At 67.6% G+C, this 17,678-nt stretch carries 19 protein-coding genes; 12 read left to right on the top strand and 7 right to left on the bottom strand.

Annotated features, from left to right (window positions below; all coding sequences use genetic code 11):
• The first annotated feature begins 55 nt into the window (after positions 1–55).
• Both choW and choV read left to right on the top strand, forming a co-directional pair.
• On the top strand, positions 56–916 hold the full coding sequence (gene choW / locus AZC_RS06105) for a choline ABC transporter permease subunit (protein ID WP_043878978.1): 861 nt from the start codon (positions 56–58) through the stop codon (positions 914–916).
• A 3-nt stretch (positions 917–919) separates the two neighbouring features.
• Positions 920–2,143: a choline ABC transporter ATP-binding protein gene (gene choV / locus AZC_RS06110; RefSeq protein WP_012169718.1), complete on the top strand. Its 1,224-nt coding sequence runs from the start codon at positions 920–922 to the stop codon at positions 2,141–2,143.
• A gap of 3 nt (positions 2,144–2,146) precedes the next feature.
• Here choV and AZC_RS06115 read toward each other — a convergent pair whose 3' ends face one another.
• Positions 2,147–3,520 (bottom strand): CoA transferase, encoded by a 1,374-nt coding sequence (locus AZC_RS06115; protein ID WP_012169719.1) that lies wholly within the window; start codon positions 3,518–3,520, stop codon positions 2,147–2,149.
• 262 nt (positions 3,521–3,782) lie between these two features.
• On the opposite strand from AZC_RS06115, the gene AZC_RS06120 reads away from it, so the two are divergent.
• Entirely contained in the window at positions 3,783–4,574 is a 792-nt protein-coding gene (locus AZC_RS06120) for a hypothetical protein (RefSeq protein ID WP_043878979.1), read from the top strand.
• A gap of 9 nt (positions 4,575–4,583) precedes the next feature.
• Here AZC_RS06120 and AZC_RS06125 read toward each other — a convergent pair whose 3' ends face one another.
• On the bottom strand, positions 4,584–5,435 hold the full coding sequence (locus tag AZC_RS06125; RefSeq protein WP_012169721.1) for an FkbM family methyltransferase: 852 nt from the start codon (positions 5,433–5,435) through the stop codon (positions 4,584–4,586).
• A 145-nt stretch (positions 5,436–5,580) separates the two neighbouring features.
• Entirely contained in the window at positions 5,581–6,078 is a 498-nt protein-coding gene (locus tag AZC_RS06130) for an Lrp/AsnC family transcriptional regulator (protein ID WP_012169722.1), read from the bottom strand.
• Positions 6,079–6,212: 134 nt separating this feature from the next.
• On the opposite strand from AZC_RS06130, the gene AZC_RS06135 reads away from it, so the two are divergent.
• Together AZC_RS06135 and ilvA are read left to right on the top strand one after the other, a co-directional pair.
• Positions 6,213–7,175: a DMT family transporter gene (locus AZC_RS06135; protein WP_043878980.1), complete on the top strand. Its 963-nt coding sequence runs from the start codon at positions 6,213–6,215 to the stop codon at positions 7,173–7,175.
• Between the two features lie 142 nt (positions 7,176–7,317).
• Positions 7,318–8,832 (top strand): threonine ammonia-lyase, biosynthetic, encoded by a 1,515-nt coding sequence (ilvA, locus tag AZC_RS06140; protein ID WP_043878981.1) that lies wholly within the window; start codon positions 7,318–7,320, stop codon positions 8,830–8,832.
• A gap of 102 nt (positions 8,833–8,934) precedes the next feature.
• Here the strand turns inward: ilvA and AZC_RS06145 are convergent, their stop codons facing one another.
• Positions 8,935–9,537, bottom strand: a complete 603-nt coding sequence (locus AZC_RS06145) for a L,D-transpeptidase (protein ID WP_012169725.1) — start codon at positions 9,535–9,537, stop codon at positions 8,935–8,937.
• Between the two features lie 317 nt (positions 9,538–9,854).
• Here AZC_RS06145 and AZC_RS06150 point away from each other — a divergent pair, with 317 nt between their 5' ends.
• Both AZC_RS06150 and AZC_RS06155 read left to right on the top strand, forming a co-directional pair.
• On the top strand, positions 9,855–10,058 hold the full coding sequence (locus AZC_RS06150) for a hypothetical protein (RefSeq protein ID WP_043878982.1): 204 nt from the start codon (positions 9,855–9,857) through the stop codon (positions 10,056–10,058).
• 131 nt (positions 10,059–10,189) lie between these two features.
• On the top strand, positions 10,190–11,170 hold the full coding sequence (locus AZC_RS06155) for a magnesium transporter CorA family protein (RefSeq protein WP_012169726.1): 981 nt from the start codon (positions 10,190–10,192) through the stop codon (positions 11,168–11,170).
• Between the two features lie 12 nt (positions 11,171–11,182).
• On the opposite strand, the gene AZC_RS06160 is transcribed toward AZC_RS06155, so the two are convergent.
• Complete coding sequence (locus AZC_RS06160) at positions 11,183–11,932, bottom strand: SDR family NAD(P)-dependent oxidoreductase (RefSeq protein ID WP_043878983.1); 750 nt, start codon at positions 11,930–11,932, stop codon at positions 11,183–11,185.
• A gap of 86 nt (positions 11,933–12,018) precedes the next feature.
• Positions 12,019–12,657, bottom strand: coding sequence for a pyridoxamine 5'-phosphate oxidase (gene pdxH, locus AZC_RS06165; RefSeq protein ID WP_043878984.1), 639 nt, complete (start codon positions 12,655–12,657; stop codon positions 12,019–12,021).
• Between the two features lie 142 nt (positions 12,658–12,799).
• Between pdxH and AZC_RS06170 the strand changes: the two genes are divergently transcribed.
• Together AZC_RS06170 and AZC_RS06175 are read left to right on the top strand one after the other, a co-directional pair.
• Entirely contained in the window at positions 12,800–13,177 is a 378-nt protein-coding gene (locus tag AZC_RS06170; RefSeq protein ID WP_158304099.1) for an RT0821/Lpp0805 family surface protein, read from the top strand.
• Positions 13,178–13,511: 334 nt separating this feature from the next.
• Positions 13,512–14,486 (top strand): DnaJ C-terminal domain-containing protein, encoded by a 975-nt coding sequence (locus AZC_RS06175; RefSeq protein WP_012169730.1) that lies wholly within the window; start codon positions 13,512–13,514, stop codon positions 14,484–14,486.
• Between the two features lie 106 nt (positions 14,487–14,592).
• Here AZC_RS06175 and ctrA read toward each other — a convergent pair whose 3' ends face one another.
• Positions 14,593–15,294 (bottom strand): response regulator transcription factor CtrA, encoded by a 702-nt coding sequence (gene ctrA / locus AZC_RS06180; RefSeq protein ID WP_012169731.1) that lies wholly within the window; start codon positions 15,292–15,294, stop codon positions 14,593–14,595.
• A 450-nt stretch (positions 15,295–15,744) separates the two neighbouring features.
• Between ctrA and AZC_RS06185 the strand changes: the two genes are divergently transcribed.
• The 3 genes from AZC_RS06185 to AZC_RS24280 all read left to right on the top strand — a co-directional run bounded on the left by AZC_RS06185 (position 15,745) and on the right by AZC_RS24280 (position 17,672).
• The gene (locus AZC_RS06185; protein WP_012169732.1) at positions 15,745–16,137 is read left to right on the top strand and encodes a hypothetical protein; all 393 of its coding nucleotides are present in this window, start codon (positions 15,745–15,747) and stop codon (positions 16,135–16,137) included.
• Between the two features lie 162 nt (positions 16,138–16,299).
• Positions 16,300–16,836 (top strand): sigma-70 family RNA polymerase sigma factor, encoded by a 537-nt coding sequence (locus tag AZC_RS06190; protein ID WP_012169733.1) that lies wholly within the window; start codon positions 16,300–16,302, stop codon positions 16,834–16,836.
• Positions 16,833–17,672, top strand: a complete 840-nt coding sequence (locus tag AZC_RS24280; RefSeq protein ID WP_012169734.1) for an anti-sigma factor — start codon at positions 16,833–16,835, stop codon at positions 17,670–17,672. The genes AZC_RS06190 and AZC_RS24280 overlap by 4 nt, the downstream gene beginning before the upstream one ends.
• Positions 17,673–17,678 lie beyond the last annotated feature (6 nt).

Below are 17,678 nucleotides of genomic sequence, written 5' to 3' on the forward strand. Positions count from 1 at the left end.
GGCCGGGGTTCATCCGCGCCCGCAAGGGCGGTGTCGGCTCGGGGAGAGAAAGCCGATGTATGACTGGCTCGTCGAACACAAGATCCCGCTCGGCCGCTGGCTCAGCGCGGTGGTGGATTTCCTGAGCACCCACGCGCAGGTGGTGTTCGACGTCATCTCGGCGGTGCTCGCCGCCATGATCGGCGGGCTCACGGCGGCCCTGCTGTTCATCCCGCCGCTGCTGCTCATCGCCGCCTGCGCGGCGGGGGCCTATTGGGTACACCGCTCCATCGGGCTCGCGGTCTTCATTCTCGGGGCGCTCCTGCTGGTGGCCAACCTCGGCTATTGGGATGCGACGGTGGAGACGCTGTCCCTCGTGCTCTGCGCCACCTTCGTCTGCGTCCTCATCGGCGTGCCGGTGGGCATCGCCGCCGCCCACCGGCCCTGGCTCTACACCGCCATCCGCCCGGTGCTGGACCTGATGCAGACCATCCCCACCTTCGTCTATCTCATCCCGACGCTGGTGCTGTTCGGGCTCGGCGTCGTGCCGGGCCTCATCTCCACGGTGATCTTCGCGCTTCCGGCGCCCATCCGCCTGACGCACCTCGGCATTTCCTCCGTGCCGCCAGCGCTGGTGGAGGCGGGCGAGGCCTTCGGCGCCACCCGGCGGCAGCTCCTCTTCAAGGTGGAACTGCCCTATGCGCTGCCCACCATCATGGCCGGCATCACGCAATGCATCATGCTGAGCCTCTCCATGGTGGTGATCGCCGCGCTGGTGGGCTCCGACGGGCTCGGCAAGCCGGTGGTGCGCGCGCTCAATACGGTGAATGTGGCCATGGGCTTCGAGGCCGGCATGGCCATCGTCATCCTGGCCATCGTGCTTGACCGGGTGTGCAAGCGCCCGGACCGCGCCGGCCGGCGCTCCCGGAGGGCCTGACCCATGACGGCGCACAGCATGACCACCGAGGCCATCAGCACCGCCGGTACCACGGCGGTGGAATTCCGCAACGTGGACATCGTCTTCGGCCACAAGCCGGAGCGCGCCTTCCCGATGATGGATGCGGGCGGCACCCGGGATGCCATCCTGGAGGCCACCGGCTGCGTGCTCGGCGCGGCGGGGGTGAACCTCACCATCGGGCGGGGCGAGATCTGCGTGCTCATGGGCCTGTCCGGCTCGGGCAAGAGCACCATTCTGCGGGCCATCAACCGGCTCAACCGCACGGCGCGCGGCGAAGTCTTCGTGCGCCATGACGGCACGCTCATCGATGTGGCGCGCTGCGACGAGCGGATGCTGCGCGACATCCGCATGCGCACCGTCTCGATGGTGTTCCAGCAGTTCGGCCTGCTGCCCTGGCGCACGGTGCGCGAGAATGTGGGCTTCGGCCTGGAGCTGCGGGGCGTGGGCGCGGCCGAGCGCAACCGCCTCGTGGACGAGAAGCTCGCCATGGTGGGCCTCTCCAAATGGGCCGACAAATATGCCCATGAACTCTCGGGCGGCATGCAGCAGCGGGTGGGCCTCGCCCGCGCCTTCGCCACCGATGCCGACATCCTGCTCATGGACGAGCCCTTTTCGGCGCTCGACCCGCTGATCCGCGACAAGCTGCAGGACGAACTGCTCGACCTCCAGCAGCGCATCCAGAAGACCATCGTCTTCGTGAGTCACGATCTCGACGAGGCGCTGAAGATCGGCAACACCATCGCCATCATGGAGGGTGGGCGCATCGTGCAGGCGGGGACGGCGGAGGACATCCTGCTGCGTCCGGCCAATGACTATGTAGCCGATTTCGTGAAGCACATGAACCCGCTCAACGTGTTGCGGGGCAATGCGGTGATGACGCCGGCCAGCGCACTGCGCCGTGAGGGCGGCACGATCCTCCTCGGCCGTGAGGGCCATGTACGGGTGGTGATCGATGCAGATGGACGGCCGATCTCCGTTCTGCTGAACGGGCGGGAAGGGCGGCTTGGCGCCGCCGATCCCACGAGCGGCGCCGTGGAACCGGCGGTGGACCTCATCGTCGCGCCGCTCGATCTCAAGCTGAAGGCGGCCATCGCGCTGAAGTGCCAGACGGATCACCCGATCCTTCTGGTGGACCAGCTCGGCCGCCTCGCCGGCCTGTGCGACGACGAGGAAATCTATCGCGGCCTGCTGCGCCGGGGCGCCTGAAGCTCACCAGAGCGGAGCGTCCACCCCCAGCAGGCCCGCCGGGTGGTCCCATGCCATGGGCGTGCCCTCGATGCGCAGCGGCGGCTTCAGCCGGTGCAGCGGGCCCCAGGCGCTCTGTTCGAGGCCGGGCGCGAAGTCTGCCTCTTCCGCCGGTGCCAGCGGCGCCTCGCCGGTTGCCGCGGGCAGGTCGACGAGGAGCCGGGCCGTGCGGGCGAGGGACGTCCGCCAGAGCGAACCGCGCCCGGCCTCCCGCCGCTGCGCAAGGCCGCGCAGGGCGGCGGCGGCCAGCAGATAGCCCGTGGCATGGTCGAGGGCCTGCACGGGCAGGGGCGTCGGTCGGTCCTTGCCGTAATGCACCATGCCGGCATGAGCGATGCCGCTGCTCATCTGCACGAGGCTGTCGAAGCCGCGCCGCTGCGCCCAGGGGCCCGTCCAGCCATAGGCATCGAGGCTCACATCCACGAGGCCGGGGCGGATGTCCTGCCGGGCTTCGGCGCCGAAGCCCATGGCCTCCAGCGCGTCCGACCGGTAGCCGTGCACGAGGATGTCCGCCTCCGAGAGCAGCACGGCGAGCTGCTGCCGGTCTTCTGCCTCGCGCAGGTCCAGATGGGCGCGCCGCTTGCCGAGCGTCATGTCCGGCAGCACCGCCGGTTCGTCCCAGAAGGGCGGATCGATGCGCAGCACATCGGCGCCGAAGCCGGCGAGAACGCGCGTGGCGGTGGGGCCGGCCAGGACGCGCGTGAGGTCGAGCACGCGAACGCCGGCGAGCGGCCGGACGGGATCCAGTCGGGCTTCCGGTCTGTCGCTCGCGGTGCCCTCGGTGCGCCAGATGAGCGGCTCGCGCGCTACGGCGGCGCCCTGGGGATGGACGGCCCATTCCTCCTGCGTGCGCATCACCGCCGCGCAGCCGTTCGCCGCAACAATGGCGGCTTCCAGGTCCTCGCCCGTCCAGCGGGCGACGGCGGCCGCCACTGCCTCGCGGTCCGCTGGGGTGCAGAGAACCGAGAGGGCGGCGGCGCGATGGTGGGGCGCGTTGGTGTGAAGGCGGATCCACCCATCCGCGGTGCGATAATCGCCCGCTACGGCATCCCAGACCGGCGGCACCGGCCAGCCCTCGGGGCGATAGGAGGTGCTGAACCAGAGGGAGGCGAGGCGGCTGTCCACCGCGATCTCCGGCAGGGGGTCGCCTTGCGCGCGCAATGTCCCGAGCGCGAGGCCCGCGGCCGCGACGGACGCCGCTGCGAGATCGCTCACCGGAAAGGCGGAGGAGAGCCTTCCCGCGCCGCTTAGGCGCACGGCAGCGCTGTCGGCGTGGGCGCCGCCGAGGGCGGTCCAGATTTCGGAAAGGGCGGCGGTGAAGGTGGGCGACGGGGACATGGCGGCTTCCGCGCGAAGACGACGGCTTTCATGCGTGAGGCCCGTGTTCAGGTCAATCCTCCCTCCGGGGCGGGGAGGGTGGGCGTAGACGCGATCGGGGTGACAGAAGTCACCGACACCATCCGGCCGTGAACCCTACACTGAGCGCAGCCAGGACGGATCGCCCCTGTATTTTCTGGCCTGTTGCCGCTTTCAGATCGCGACTTTCGCATCCGCGATCCGCACCGGCCCCATCGTGAATCCAGATTATTCGGAGTTGATCATGCGCTCGTTTATCCTTGCCCTGTTGGTCCTGTGCGGGTTTTCGTCCCTCGCGCGGGCGGACTACGCCTTCGTCTTTACCAAGACGCTCTGCGACAATCAGGCGGACAGCATGGATGCCGCCTGGGCGGCCAGCCGATTTGCCGGATGGGGAACGCAGAAGCTGTTCTTTTTCGACGGCGCGAATTTCCAGCCGGTCGGCCATGCCGATGCTTTCGATGGTTTCGCGCGTGTGGTGATTGCCGCCCACGGCACCGTGGGTCGCATCGCGGACAAGAGCGGCGCGCGCTTCGCGGGCATTTTCCAGGCGCACCACCCGTCGACGCCGACGGACGTCTTCTTGATGGTGTGCAGTTCCGCTGCCCAGCCGCATGGCGGGCGCAGCGTGGTGGGTGAGCTCGCGGCGCGCTATCCGGGGGCGGTCGTCCCGGCGCAGACGGCGATCGCCCATCTCACCGGCGCGACGGCGGCCTGCCGGCTGACGGGAGCCGTGGGCGTCCCGGTGGTCGGGATTGGCGATGCCACCTATCGGGAGAGCGTCGCGTCCTCCGCCGAGGGGGACCGCATCGCCCGGCAATTGGTCAAGGACTGGAAGAGCACGATCTACCCGCCGTCGAACTTCACCTACGCGCGTTTCTGCCGGAAGAACCATGACGCCGATGCCTATGCCCCCTTTATCGCACAGGTCCAGGCGGCCTTCATGGCGCCCTATCTCAACCTGATCCGCCAGAACGGTGTCGGAAACGCTCTGTATGAGTGCGGTTCCGCAACCGGCACGCCGATCTGCCAATAATCCGGGGGGTCAATCGGCTGCCGAGTTGCCCCGGCCGCGTGCCAGCCACGGGCCGGGGCGCCACGCCATGAAGCGTGCCTTGCGATCGGCGCGGGCGATGAAGACGAAATTGTTCACATAGGTTGCCCCCGGCTGCACCCGCGTGCCTTGCGCGTTGAGCGCACCGGGACGCTGGTGGAGCGCGGGATCGAAGCGTGCGAGAGGCTGCACGGCGCCGTCGGCGCAGAAGAAGCCCTCATAACCCAGCGGCGCCAGAAGGCCCTCAAGGGCGGTCACCGCACCGGCGTGATGACGCTCTTCCGCTTCCACCAGCAGGGTGGGGCGGCTTTCCGCCAGCAGCCGGGATGCGCCGGCCAGCACCTTCGCCTCGTGCCCCTCCACGTCGATCTTGAGGAAATCCACCCGGCCTTCGATGCAGTCGTCCAGCGTGCGGCGGGCGATGGTCACGTGGTCCACCGGCGCCGTGCTGTGGGCGACGAAGTCGCCGTCGATGGAGGCCAGCGGAGAGAGGCCGCGCGGCACGTGGAGGGTGGCAGGCCCGGTACCGTCGCTCAGCGCGCAGGCGAACAGCCGGAAGCGCCCCGCCCGGCGCGCGGCGGCAAAGCGCAGGTCGAGTACGCGGGCAAGGCGCGGGTTGGGCTCGAAGGCCTCCACCTGCACGCCCAGCCGCAGCATCCAGAAGGTGAAGAGCCCGTTGTTCGCTCCGATATCGCAGGCCCGGTCCCCGGGGGTGACGAGGAAGGGCAGGAGATTTGCGGGCTCGGCGCTGTTGCGGGCGGCGGCGCGGTTGAACAGCCCGGCCACAAGGCCGAACAGGCGCGGCGTGCGCGCTTCCATCTGCGCTTTCAGGGCCTCGAGCACGCCTCTTCCTCTGGTAATGGGGTCCGGCCGTCGGCCGCGGTTGTGTTTGTGGCATGTTCGCCCGTGCCTGTGAACGGACTTCGATGCAGTTCCGCGCCAAAGAGGGTGAAGGACTGGTAAATATCCCGCCACCGCGCAGATGAGGCTAACGCTCGTGGCCCGCAAGGTGTCCGGTCGGCAGCGCCGTGGTGTATTTGACCTGCGCCAGCGCAAAGCTCGAGCGGATGTTGGCGACCACCGGAATGCGCGTCAGCACCTCCACCATGAGTTGCTGATACTTGATGAGATCTTCCACCACCACGCGCAGCATGTAGTCGGATTCCCCGCTCATCAGATAGCACTCCATGACCTCAGGCCGCTCGCGGATGGCGGCATCGAAGATCTCCAGCGAACGCTTGTCCTGCTGCTTCAGCGAGACATGGACGAAGACGTTCACCGCAAGGCCGAGCGCTACCGGGTCCACCAGCGCAACGGAGCCGCGGATGACGCCTCTGGCCTTCATGTCCGCCACCCGTCGCCAGCAGGGCGAGGGGGAGAGGCCCACCTTTTCCGCCAGGTCCGCATTGCTGATTTCCGCGTCCGCCTGGAGGGCGTCGAGGATGCGAAGGCTGGCGGCATCAAGGGATTCGCGGTCGGTAGGCATGATCATCCTGATGGCTGGCCTAATGCGGATAAAATTACCCGCCTTGCCCGGAAATGGCGAGAGATAGGCCGGAATTTTCCCGCTCCACGGCATATCAATGGGTGAGTTTGCAGCGCAGCAATGCGGAGTTCCCCATGACCACTGCCGTTCAAGGCCGGGCCACAGCCCCCGTTTCCACCGCCGCGCAGTCCGCGCCCTGGCTGGTGGCCATGGTGCTGTTCTGGGGCCTGAGCTGGCCGGCCATGAAGCTGGCGCTGGGCACGGTGCCGCCGCTGTGGCTCGCCACTTTCCGCTTTGGTAGTGCCGCCGCCTCCCTCTTCGCGCTTCTCGCCGTGCGCGGCGGCGTGCGCTTCCCCCCGCGCGCCGACTGGCCGATCGTCTTCAGCATCGGCGGCCTGCAGATGATGGCCTTCACCGGCCTCGGCCTCATCGCCATGCAATATACGGACGCGAGCCGCGCCGCCGTGCTCGGCTACACCACCCCGCTCTGGGCCATGCTCGCGGCCTGGATGCTGCTCGGCCAGCGGCCCACGGGCCGGCAGGGACTCGCGCTGGCGGTGGGCATGGCCGGCGTCGCGCTCATCTGCTCGCCCTTCGAGATGGACTGGCGGCGCCCCGAGGTCGTGGGCGGCAACGTGCTGCTGCTCACCGCCGCCATCTGTTGGTCGCTGGTCATCCTGCATGTGCGGCGCCACCGCTTCCTGTCGCGGCCCATCGAGCTCGCCCCGTGGCAGATGCTCTTTGCCGCCGTGCCGCTGGGCCTGATGGCGCTTGTCACCGAGGGGCCGCCCACGCACATCGGCTGGTCGCTCGAACTGGTGGGGCTGCTCGCTTACATCGGGCCGCTCGCCACCTCCGCCTGCTTCGTCATCTCCACCGAGCACGGCCGCCGCATCAGCACCTTCGCCATGTCCAACATCACCATGGGCGTGCCGATCATCGGCGCGCTGTCCTCGGCCCTCCTCCTGGGCGAGAGGCTCACGGTGCCGCTGTCGCTGGGGCTGGCGCTCATCGTCGTCGGAACGGGCCTCGCGGCGCTGGCTGGCCGCCGCAAGACCCCGGCCGTCGCCCCTGCCGGTGTTGGCGCGCGCGCCTGATCCGCGCGGCGGGGCAGGGGAGACATTGCTGTTCCGCTTGCCGAAAGCGGTGACGGGGCCGGCCGTTCTGCGCTATCAGCGCGCAGCAGCGGATGGCGCAGGCCGTCCGCTGCCCGTGCAACGCAGTTCGGGCTCGACGTCAGTGGAAGATTACATCCGGAAGATTCTGGCCGCCCGCGTCTATGACGTCGCCATCGAAAGCCCGCTCGATCCCATGCGCCGCCTGTCCGGGCGGCTCGGCAGCCCGGTCTTCCTGAAGCGGGAAGATTTGCAGCCGGTCTTCTCGTTCAAGCTGCGCGGTGCCTACAACAAGATGGTGGGGCTGGACGAGGAGGCGCGCGCCCATGGCGTCATCTGCGCGTCCGCGGGCAATCACGCACAGGGCGTGGCGCTGGCGGCGAAGGCGCTCGGCGTCAAGGCGACCATCGTGATGCCGCGCACGACGCCCGACATCAAGGTCCAGGCGGTCAACGCCAATGGCGGCGATGCCGTGCTTCATGGCGACACGTTCGACGAGGCCTATGCCCACGCCAAGACGCTGGAGGCGCAGACCGGCGCCGTCTTCATCCATCCCTATGACGATCCGCAGGTGATCGCGGGGCAGGGCACCATCGGCATGGAACTGATGCGCCAGCATCCCGATCCGCTGGAGGCCATCTTCGTCCAGATCGGCGGCGGCGGCCTTGCGGCCGGTGTCGCGGCCTATGTGAAGTTCCTGCGGCCGGACGTGAAGGTCATCGGCGTCGAGCCGGAGGATGCCGCCAGCATGACGGCTGCACTCGCCGCGGACGAGCGGGTGAAGCTGAACCAGGTGGGCCTGTTTGCCGATGGCGTCGCGGTGCGCCAGGCGGGCGAGGAGACCTTCCGGCTCTGCCGCCAGCTTCTCGACGGCATGATCACCGTCACAACCGACGAAATCTGCGCCGCCATGAAGGACATCTTCGAGGACACGCGCGCCATTCCCGAGCCTTCCGGCGCCGTCAGCCTTGCGGGCCTGAAGAAATATGTGGAGCAGCACGGCCCATCCCAGCGCGGCCTCATCGCCATCAACAGCGGCGCCAATCTCAATTTCGACCGCCTGCGCCACATCGCCGAGCGGGCGGAGCTGGGTGAGCGGCGCGAGGCGCTGTTCGCGGTGTCGATCCCGGAGAAGCCGGGCAGCTACCGCCACTTCATCCGCGTGCTGGGCGCCCGCGCCATCACCGAGTTCAACTATCGCTACGCGCCGGCCGGCGAGGCACAGATCTTCGTCGGCGTGCAGCTCACGGGCGGCGAGGCGGAGCGCAAGGCGGTGGCGGATCTGTTGCGCGCCGAGGGCTATGGCGTCATCGACATGAGCGACAACGAAATGGCCAAGCTCCATGTGCGTTACATGGTGGGCGGCCGCACGCCGGACCTGCCGAACGAGATGGTCTACCGCTTCCAGTTTCCCGAGCGCCCCGGCGCCCTGCTGAAGTTCCTGGAGAGCATGGCCCAGACCTGGAACATCACCATGTTCCATTACCGCAACCATGGCGCGGACTATGGCCGCGTGCTTGCGGGCATCGACGTGCCGCCGCAGGAGCGGGCGGAGTTCGCCGAGCGGCTGACCGCCCTCGATTATCCCTGCTGGGACGAGACCGACAATCCCGCCTATCGCCTCTTCCTCGCCAACTGAGGCGAGGCAGAGCGCAGGTATCTGGCGGCATCAACCCAAAGAAAAACCCCGCCGGTGCGCCCGGCGGGGTTTTCTTGTTCAGGCCGTCGCGGCGCGTGCAGTTCAGAGAACCACCACGTTGGCGCCGACGGGCACGCGGTTGAACAGATCGATCACGTCCTCGTTCAGCATGCGGATGCAGCCGGAGGAGATGGCCTGACCAAGCAGTTCGGGCTGGTTGGTGCCATGGATGCGGAAGAGCGTGTCGCGGTTGCCCTGATAGAGGTACAGCGCGCGGGCACCCATCGGGTTCTGCGGGCCGCCGTTGACGTAACTTGGCAGGCCGGCGATGCGCTGGTGGATTTCCGGGGTGGGGGTCCAACTCGGCCATTCGGCCTTGCGACCCACCTTCGCTTCGCCACGGAACGCCAGGCTCTCTTCGCCCACGGTCACGCCGTAGCGGATCGCGGTGCCGTCGCCCTGCACGTAGTAGAGCATGCGCTTGTCGGTATCGACCACGATGGTGCCGGGCTTCTCCTTGCCGGAGTAGCTCACGATCTGACGGGCGAATTCGCCTTCCGGCTTCACCTTCGGATACGGCGCATTCGCGAGAAGCTGCTTGTCGCGCGGCTTGAGGGAAGCCTCCGGCGCCGGTTGAAGCTGGTTGGTCTGGCAGCCCGCTAGCACAATACCCGTCAAAACAGCCGCAATCGCCCGCGCCCGCATGGCCGCCTCTTCAATGTTTGGAAAATCTCGTCGAATCGAGATGTCAGGATTGGATTAACCTAACCCTCCCGGGCCTTGAAGGGGCCACCGTGCTGCCATGTTCAGTGCCGGGAAACCTGTTGCACAAAAGCCGCAGATGCTCACCCATCGTCAGGCGTTAACGGCTCATTGCAAGCTTCGCGCGATGCTGTCCCCGTAAGACCTTGGACTCGTCCCCGGGCGTGCAAAGTTTCGACGCAGTTCAACTCCATCTGTCGAAGGGCACACACGGAGGCGACCGCTGCTTCAGGAAGCGGTACGCAAAAGGAGTAGGGACAATGTCGGCCAATACCGTCCAGGGGCAGCAAGCCCGTCTGGAAGCCGAGAGCAAGCATTTCGCGGGTCAGGCAGCCCAGTGGCGCGAGATCGGCATCAATGCCGTCGCTGCCGCGGCCCAGTATTCCCCGGCCAAGGACGCCAAGACCCAGAATGGCGAGAAGAAAGTCGTAACCATCCGCGACATCGAATTCCTGGCGGCCTGAGGCCGGACCGGATCGATTGCCTTCAGGCCGTGTGGCGGCCGCGCTCTTGAAGAGGCGGCGCCGGGTTCGGCCTGATGGCAGGTGGTTGCTGAGCGCCCGAGGCGTGGCGCGCGGACTGGAGCCGAGCGCCCATGCTGATTGCCTATGTCCCCCGCGCGGGTGCGCTGGTGTCGGAGGTCGTTGCCGCCGACGCCAACATCCCGGCCGGGGCGGTCTGGCTCGATCTGATCGCGCCGGAAGCGTTCGAGGACCGCACCATCGAGCGCGCCCTCGGCATCGAGATTCCCACGCGCGAAGAGATGCGGGAGATCGAGGCCTCCTCCCGCCTCTATGCGGAGCGGGGCGCCCGCTACATGACGCTGTCGGTGCTCTGCGGCGCGCAGACCGACACGCCCGAGGTCACGCCCGTGACCTTCATCCTGACCGACGCCGTCCTCGTGACGGTGCGCTACAGCGAACCGAAGGCCTTTCCCTTGCTGGCCGATCGGCTGCGCCGCGCCTGCCCCGATCCGCTCTCGGCGGAGACGCTTCTCGCCGAACTGCTCGACACGATCATCGACCGCGTGGCCGACGTGCTGGAGATGTGCGGCGACGGCATCGACCGCCTGTCCCGGCGCACCTTCGAGCCGCAGGCCAAGGGCAGCGACGCCAACCAGATCTATCGCGCGATCCTCACCCAGCTTGGCCGCAAGGAGCGCCTCACCTCCTACGCGCGGGAAAGCCTGTCCTCGCTCACCCGCCTGCTCGCCTTCCTCGGCGCCGATATCGTGGAAGGGCACACGCTGAGCCCCAAGGGCCGCGATGCGGTGAAGAGCATGATGCGCGATGTGACGGGCCTGTCCGACTATGCGGTCTTCCTCGTCACCAAGCTGCAGTTCCTGCTCGACGCCACCATCGGCATGGTGAGCCTCGAACAGAACAACATCATCAAGATCTTTGCCGTGCTCTCGGTGGTGCTGATGCCGCCCACCCTGATCGCCTCGATCTACGGCATGAATTTCCAGCACATGCCCGAACTGGCCGAGACCTACGGCTATCCCCTGGCGCTCTGCGCCATGGTGGTGTCGGGCATCCTGCCCTACCTCTTCTTCAAATGGCGGCGCTGGCTCTGAGCCTTCGGCGGCTCAGACGTGCTGACCGCCGTTGATGAGGATTTCCGCGCCATTGAGATAGGACGAGGTCTCCGTGCACAGCACGTAGATGATCTTCGCCACCTCGTCCGGCGTGCCGAGGCGCCGCAGGGGGATCTGCGCCACGATCTTGTCCGTGCCCGGAGAAAGAATGGCCGTGTCGATCTCGCCCGGCGCAATGGCGTTCACCCGCACGCCGCGCGGCCCGAAGTCCGCCGCCATCTCACGGGTCAGGGCCGCAAGGGCCGCCTTCGAGGTGGCATAGGCCGCACCCGCGAACGGATGCACCCGCGAGCCGGCGATGGAGGTGACGTTCACAACCGAGCCCTGCGCCTTCTCCAGTTCAGAGACCAGCCCGCGCGCCAGCATGATGGAGGCGAAGAAATTCACCTGGAACACCTGCATCCACACGTCGTGGGGGGTGTCCAGCGTGCCGAGCCGCGAGCCGCCCTCGCCCTTGGGCGAGATGCCGGCATTGTTGACGAGCGCGTGCAGTTCGCCATTGGGCAGGCGGTTCTTGATTTCCTCCACCGCCGCCAGCGTGTCGTCCGGATTGCCCAGATCCACCTGGATGTGGTCCTCGGGGCCGGCTGCCCAGGGGCACTGTTCCGGGAACGGCTGGCGCGAGCAGGTGATGACGCGCCAGCCGGCGCTGGAGAAGCGCTTGACCGTGGCGTGGCCGATGCCGCGCGAGGCGCCGGTCAGGAGCATGATGCGCGGCGGCTGGTTGGAAACGGCGACCATGGTGCGGACTTTCGGAAGGGAGGATGCTGCGGTGCAACGTCTTGTTTGAACCGCAGGCAGCACGGGCAGCGCCCGACGGTCAAGGATCAGGGATAAAGACGGCTCTTTTCCCAGTCGATTTCCGGATTTTCCCGCTTGAAGACGACGCGGTCGTGCAGCCGGAACGGGCGATCGTGCCAGAATTCAATCTGCACCGGCAGGATGCGGAAACCGGTCCAGTGGGGCGGGCGCGGCACGCTGCCGACGGCGTAGCGGGCAGTCGTGGTGGCGACCGCCGCCTCGAGGGCGAAGCGCCCTTCCAGCGGGCGGGACTGCTGGCTCGCCCAGGCACCGATCTGCGACAGGCGGGGGCGGGTGGCGAAATAGGCATCCGCTTCGGCGTCGGTCACCCGCTCCACCGGGCCGCGCACACGCACCTGACGGCGCAGGCTCTTCCAATGGAACACTAGCGCCGCCTTGGGGTGAGCGGTCAGCTCCCGGCCCTTGGCGCTCTCGGTGTTGGTATAGAAAACGAAGCCCCGGTCATCGAGCCCCTTCAGCAGCACCATGCGGGCATCCGGCAGTCCGTCGGGGTCGACGGTGGCGAGCGTCATGGCATTGGGGTCATTGGGTTCCGAGCGTTCCGCATCCTTCAGCCATTCGGAAAACAGCCGGAACGGTTCATCGGCGGCGGTGAAATCACCAGACGTTAAGGGGTTCTGGGGTTCCATGGCGGAATCGGACATGACAGGAGCCAATCGCGTGTCGCCGCATCGGTATTTCGTACGGCGCGGGCCGGAGATACGGCGCCCATATAGGCGCGATGTCGCCGCGCGGCCAGTGCTTCGCGCGGTCCGATTGGTCGCGGCCGGATGCGTGGCGCTGTCCGTGGCCGGGTGCGGGGCCCTGATCCGCGACGATGACGCGCTCGTCACCGGCTCCATCAAGCCCCAGCCCGTGTCGCTCGCGGTGCCCCAGGGGGCGCCGCCCGCCGGCATTGCGGTCAGTGACTGGATGCAGGCCAAGCTTGCCCTGGAGGGCGCCCTCGCCGCCAAGGAGGAGGGGGCCAGCATGCCGTGGGAGAACAAGGCCACCGGCGCGCACGGCACCGCCACCCCCGTCGGGGCCCTGAAGGACAACAAGTGCCGCGACTTCCGTATCGGCATTGTCGATCATCGCGGCGAGCACTGGGTGCAGGGCGAGGCCTGCCGGGACACGCGCGGCATCACGCTGCTCAACCAGGTCCGCATCCTCGGCCAGGCCTGAGGTTTCGGCGCGGGTCAGCGTGGGCCATGCGGCCCTGATGCCGCAGGCGGGAGGAAAGCACGCCTTGCCACGCCGAAGCGATGCTGGCGCAAGCCTCGGGTGCGCAAGCTTGCGGCAAGCGAACTTGAGCACCCGGCCCCAAGCCTCCGGTCAACATGAATGAAGGGCGTTCCGCCCGCCGCGCGCCGGCCCGACAGGGCCGTGCGGCGCAGAATCGTGCTATCCGGATCATGACTTGGGGAAGGGCTTGAGTTCCCCCGTTGCAATCGAGCAACATAACACCACATGAAAGGCGCGGCTGGCCGCTGAGTGCCGGCCCTGAGGTTGTTTACCCATGCGCGATCCTTACGACATCCTCGGCGTAGCGAAGACCGCCGACGAAGCCGAGATCAAGCGCGCCTTTCGGCGCCAGGCCAAACAGTTGCACCCCGACGCCAACACGTCGGACCCGAAGGCGCAGGACAAGTTTGCCGAGCTGAATTCCGCCTACGAGCTCCTGTCCGACAAGGACAAGCGCGGCCAGTTCGACCGCGGTGAGATCGATGCGGAGGGCAAGCCGCGGATGCACGATTTCGCCGGCTTCGGCGCGGGCGGACGTGGCGGCCGGTCCCGCGGCTTCAGCGGCTTCGACGGCGACACGATTTTCGAGAGCTTCACCTTCGGCCCCGAAGGCCAGACCGGCTATACCCGCCGGGGCGGCGGAGGCGGCCGCGCGGGCGGTCCGAACTTCGACGACATCGGCGACATCTTCGGCTTCGGCCGCCAGCAGCGCGCCGCCGGGGGCGGCTTTACGCCCAAGCGGGGGGACGACGTGGAGATGACCGTCACCGTCGACCTCGAGGAGGCGGCCCAGGGCGCGAGCAAGCGCGTCACCTTGCCCAACGGCAAGACGGTGGAGCTGAAGATCGCCGCCGGCACGGCGGAAGGGCACAAGATGCGCCTGAAGGGGCAGGGCGAGCAGAGCTTCGAGGGCGGCAGCCCCGGCGACGCCTTCGTGACCATCGCCTATGCGCCCCATCCCCGCTTCCGCCGCGACGGCGAGGACCTGCGCACCGAGGTGATGGTGCCGCTGGAAGATGCGGTTCTGGGCGCCAAAGTGCGCGTGCCGACCCTCTCGGGTGCGGTCGAGCTCAACGTTCCGGCCTGGACCTCGGGCGGGCGGACCTTCCGCCTGCGCGGCAAGGGCATGCCCAAGACGGGCGGCGGCGCGGGCGATCTCCTCGTCACCACGAACGTTGCCCTGCCCGAGACGCCCGACGCGGAACTCGAGGCGCTGCTGCGCAAGCGCCGGGACAAGGGGGCCGCCTGATCGGCGCCGGGCCCGGTTGCCGCCGGCTTCGATCGTTTCACAGAACGCAAAAGGCCCCGCCAACCGGCGGGGCCTTTTGTTTGGAACCCGTGTCCGCGCGGCGTCCTCAGGACGCGATGCGCTCCACCGTGCCGTTCGGCTCGCGCAGCACATAGCCGCGACCCCAGACGGTCTCGATATAGTTCTTGCCGGCCGAGGCGTTGGCGAGCTTCTTCCGGAGCTTGCAGATGAAGACGTCGATGATCTTCAGCTCCGGCTCGTCCATGCCGCCGTAGAGGTGGTTGAGGAACATCTCCTTGGTCAGGGTCGTGCCCTTGCGCAAGGAGAGGAGTTCCAGCATCTGGTATTCCTTGCCGGTCAGATGCACCCGCGCGCCCTCCACCTCCACCGTCTTGGTGTCGAGGTTGACGATCAGGTCGCCGGTCTGGATCACCGACTGGGCATGGCCCTTCGAGCGGCGGACGATGGCATGGATGCGCGCCACCATCTCGTCCTTGTGGAAGGGCTTCGTCAGATAATCGTCCGCACCGAAGCCAAAGCCCTTGACCTTGTCCTCGGTATTGGCAAGGCCGGAAAGGATCAGGATGGGGGTCTTGACCTTGGCGAGGCGCAGCGAGCGCAGAACCTCGAAACCGGACATGTCCGGCAAGTTCAGGTCAAGAAGAATGATGTCGTACTCGTACACCTTGCCGAGATCGACGCCTTCTTCACCGAGATCCGTCGTGTAGACGTTGAAACTTTCCGACTTCAGCATCAGTTCGATGCTTTGGGCGGTCGCACTGTCGTCCTCGATGAGCAAGACGCGCATGGCAATCCCTTTCCTCGCAACAACCCGAATGGCGGGGTGCCGCCCTCCGTGTGCTCGGCCGACCGTGTGATTCGCGTTACGTGTGTTGAATGGTTAACCGAAACCGATTCGCTCGGACAAGAGTCCTTGCGAAAAACTTTGTGCACGGGCGCTTCGACTGACTCTACGCCCCTCACTCAAGTCCTCGTGTTAACCCACACTGTAACGTCGCACCGCCGCGCGAGCGCTTTGTCTGTCCGGAACGCGCGCCACTGTCGCCCGCTCCGAACCGTGAGGTCATCATTAACGAAGGGGGTAAACGATTGGTTGCCAGAGCGGCGGCCCGGTCGATTTTCCCCGTCGCGTCGGCTTGGCGGTAAGGAAACGACAACCGTATGTGGCCATGCTCCTTGCGGAAAGGGACCGGAACCCCGGCTCCCGCCTTGTCGCGTGCCTCGGAGTGTCGCGTTCATGAAATCGCGTGAGCCCCTCATCCGTGCCAAAAGGTTCAAGATCGAGGACGCCCGCCGTCGCCTCGCACAGATCGACACCATGATCGCGGAATTTGACCGCATGGCGTCGGAGCTCGAGCGGGACATTACGGCGGAGGAGCAGCGCTCCGGCATCACCGATCCCAAGCATTTTGCCTATCCCCCGCTCGCCGCTTCGGCGCGCCAGCGCCGCGAGAACCTCGTGCGCTCGGCGGACGAACTGCGCGGCCAGCGCGCGGAGGCGCAGGCCGCCTTCGACGAGGCGGAAGCGGAGCTCGGTCTCGTGGAAGCCGCCGGCGAGCGCGAGCGTGGCGATGGCGAGCCCATCGAGCGCCGTGCGGCGTGGCGGCAGGGCGAACCCGCGCGTCTGTGATCGGCGATCGGGAGGAGGCGGGTGACAAGAGGTCGCGCCGCGTTCACGCTGGCCGCGCAATCCGCCGCCTCCCTTGCCTTGAATGATCCGGTCTGGTGGCGGAACCACCCCTTCGGGGTCCCGTTGCCGTGGGTCGGGCCCCCACCATGGGACTGAACCGTCGTGACGAGCGCTGAACGCCTGACCCCGCTCCTCGCCGCCATCGCGGAGCGCGACCTCGACGCCATGGAACAGCTCTACAAGCTGTCCAGTCCGAAACTCTATGGCCTGTGCCTGCGCATCCTGCGCCGGCCGGAACTGGCGCGCGCCGCCCTCAAGAGCGCCTATCTGCGCGTGTGGAAGAGCGCCAGGACGGCCCCGACGGACCTCGACCCGCTCGCCTGGCTCGTGTGCGTGACCCGCGAGGCGGCGCTGGAGATGGCGCGGACCATGGAGAATACGGGCGAGGCCTGGGAGCCCTTCTCGGTGGAGGACCCGGCGGACGATCCGCTCGCAGCGCCCGCGCATTCGCCCGAACTGAAGCGCCTGCTCGCCTGCCTCGGCACCTTGTCGGAGGAGCGCCGGCGCATGTTCCTGCTCGCTTATTATGACGGCTGGAGCCGCGAGGCGCTGTCCGTCTATTTCGACGCCCCCATGCCCACCATCAGCACCTGGCTGAAGCGCAGCGTGGCCGAGATCGACGAGTGTCTGGCCAAATGAACCTCTCCGAGGACGATCGTCAGTTCGTCGCCGAATATGTGCTCGGCACGCTTCCGGCCGCTCTGCGGCTGATGATCCGCAGCCGGATCGAGGAGGAGCGCGCGTTCGGTGCCGTGTCCCGGCAATGGGAACAGCGCCTGTCGCCGCTGCACGAGCTGGTGGTGCCGGTCGCGCCGCCGGCCGATCTGTGGCGCGATGTCGCCGTCAATCTCATTCCCCGTCCCATCGAGCGCACGCCGGACGAGCCCGCCAAGCCTGCCGATGCGAAGGGCAAGGCCAAGGACGGGAAAGGGGCGAAGGAAGCTAAGGGAGCGAAGGGGCCGGGCGGCTTCGCCATTCCCGCAGCCGTCGATGCCGCCGAGGCGCCGCCGATCATCGAACTCGCCCCCAACGCTGCCATCCTCAGCCAGATGCGCCGCTGGCGCTGGGCCACCATCGGCCTCGGCGTGCTGCTGGTCGCCTGCGCCGGCACCTTCGGTTATCGCGAATGGGATCGCTCGGTGGCCCAGCGCTATTTTGCCCTGCTGCAGGAAGGGCGCGCCGCATCCGTCCTCGTGCGGATCGATGTCAGCGACGGCGACGTGACCGTGCGCCCGCTGGTTGATCCCGCGCCCGCCGGCAAGTCCTATCAACTCTGGATCGTGCCGGACGGCCAGTCGCCCCGCTCGCTCGGCACCTTCTCGTCCAGCTTCGCCACCCGGTCGGACGTCGTGCGCAAGCTGGGCGCCAAGGTGGCGGCCAAGGCCACGCTCCAGGTGACGCTGGAGCCGGAAGGCGGCACATCCGAATTGCCGAGCGGCGACGTGCTCTATTCGGGACGCCTTTTGCCGGAGTGACGCGAG

Source organism: Azorhizobium caulinodans ORS 571 (assembly GCF_000010525.1).
In the GTDB taxonomy this organism is placed as follows: domain Bacteria; phylum Pseudomonadota; class Alphaproteobacteria; order Rhizobiales; family Xanthobacteraceae; genus Azorhizobium; species Azorhizobium caulinodans.

Coding starts and splice junctions, on each gene's coding strand:
- AZC_RS06135 (WP_043878980.1), top strand. CDS start 6,213: ATGACCACTGCCGTTCAAGGCCGGGCCACAGCCCCCGTTTCCACCGCC.
- ctrA (WP_012169731.1), bottom strand. CDS start 15,294: ATGCGCGTCTTGCTCATCGAGGACGACAGTGCGACCGCCCAAAGCATC.
- AZC_RS06130 (WP_012169722.1), bottom strand. CDS start 6,078: ATGCCTACCGACCGCGAATCCCTTGATGCCGCCAGCCTTCGCATCCTC.
- AZC_RS06155 (WP_012169726.1), top strand. CDS start 10,190: ATGCTGATTGCCTATGTCCCCCGCGCGGGTGCGCTGGTGTCGGAGGTC.
- pdxH (WP_043878984.1), bottom strand. CDS start 12,657: ATGTCCGATTCCGCCATGGAACCCCAGAACCCCTTAACGTCTGGTGAT.
- AZC_RS06115 (WP_012169719.1), bottom strand. CDS start 3,520: ATGTCCCCGTCGCCCACCTTCACCGCCGCCCTTTCCGAAATCTGGACC.
- AZC_RS24280 (WP_012169734.1), top strand. CDS start 16,833: ATGAACCTCTCCGAGGACGATCGTCAGTTCGTCGCCGAATATGTGCTC.
- choV (WP_012169718.1), top strand. CDS start 920: ATGACGGCGCACAGCATGACCACCGAGGCCATCAGCACCGCCGGTACC.
- choW (WP_043878978.1), top strand. CDS start 56: ATGTATGACTGGCTCGTCGAACACAAGATCCCGCTCGGCCGCTGGCTC.
- AZC_RS06120 (WP_043878979.1), top strand. CDS start 3,783: ATGCGCTCGTTTATCCTTGCCCTGTTGGTCCTGTGCGGGTTTTCGTCC.
- AZC_RS06185 (WP_012169732.1), top strand. CDS start 15,745: ATGAAATCGCGTGAGCCCCTCATCCGTGCCAAAAGGTTCAAGATCGAG.
- AZC_RS06145 (WP_012169725.1), bottom strand. CDS start 9,537: ATGCGGGCGCGGGCGATTGCGGCTGTTTTGACGGGTATTGTGCTAGCG.
- AZC_RS06175 (WP_012169730.1), top strand. CDS start 13,512: ATGCGCGATCCTTACGACATCCTCGGCGTAGCGAAGACCGCCGACGAA.
- AZC_RS06150 (WP_043878982.1), top strand. CDS start 9,855: ATGTCGGCCAATACCGTCCAGGGGCAGCAAGCCCGTCTGGAAGCCGAG.
- AZC_RS06160 (WP_043878983.1), bottom strand. CDS start 11,932: ATGGTCGCCGTTTCCAACCAGCCGCCGCGCATCATGCTCCTGACCGGC.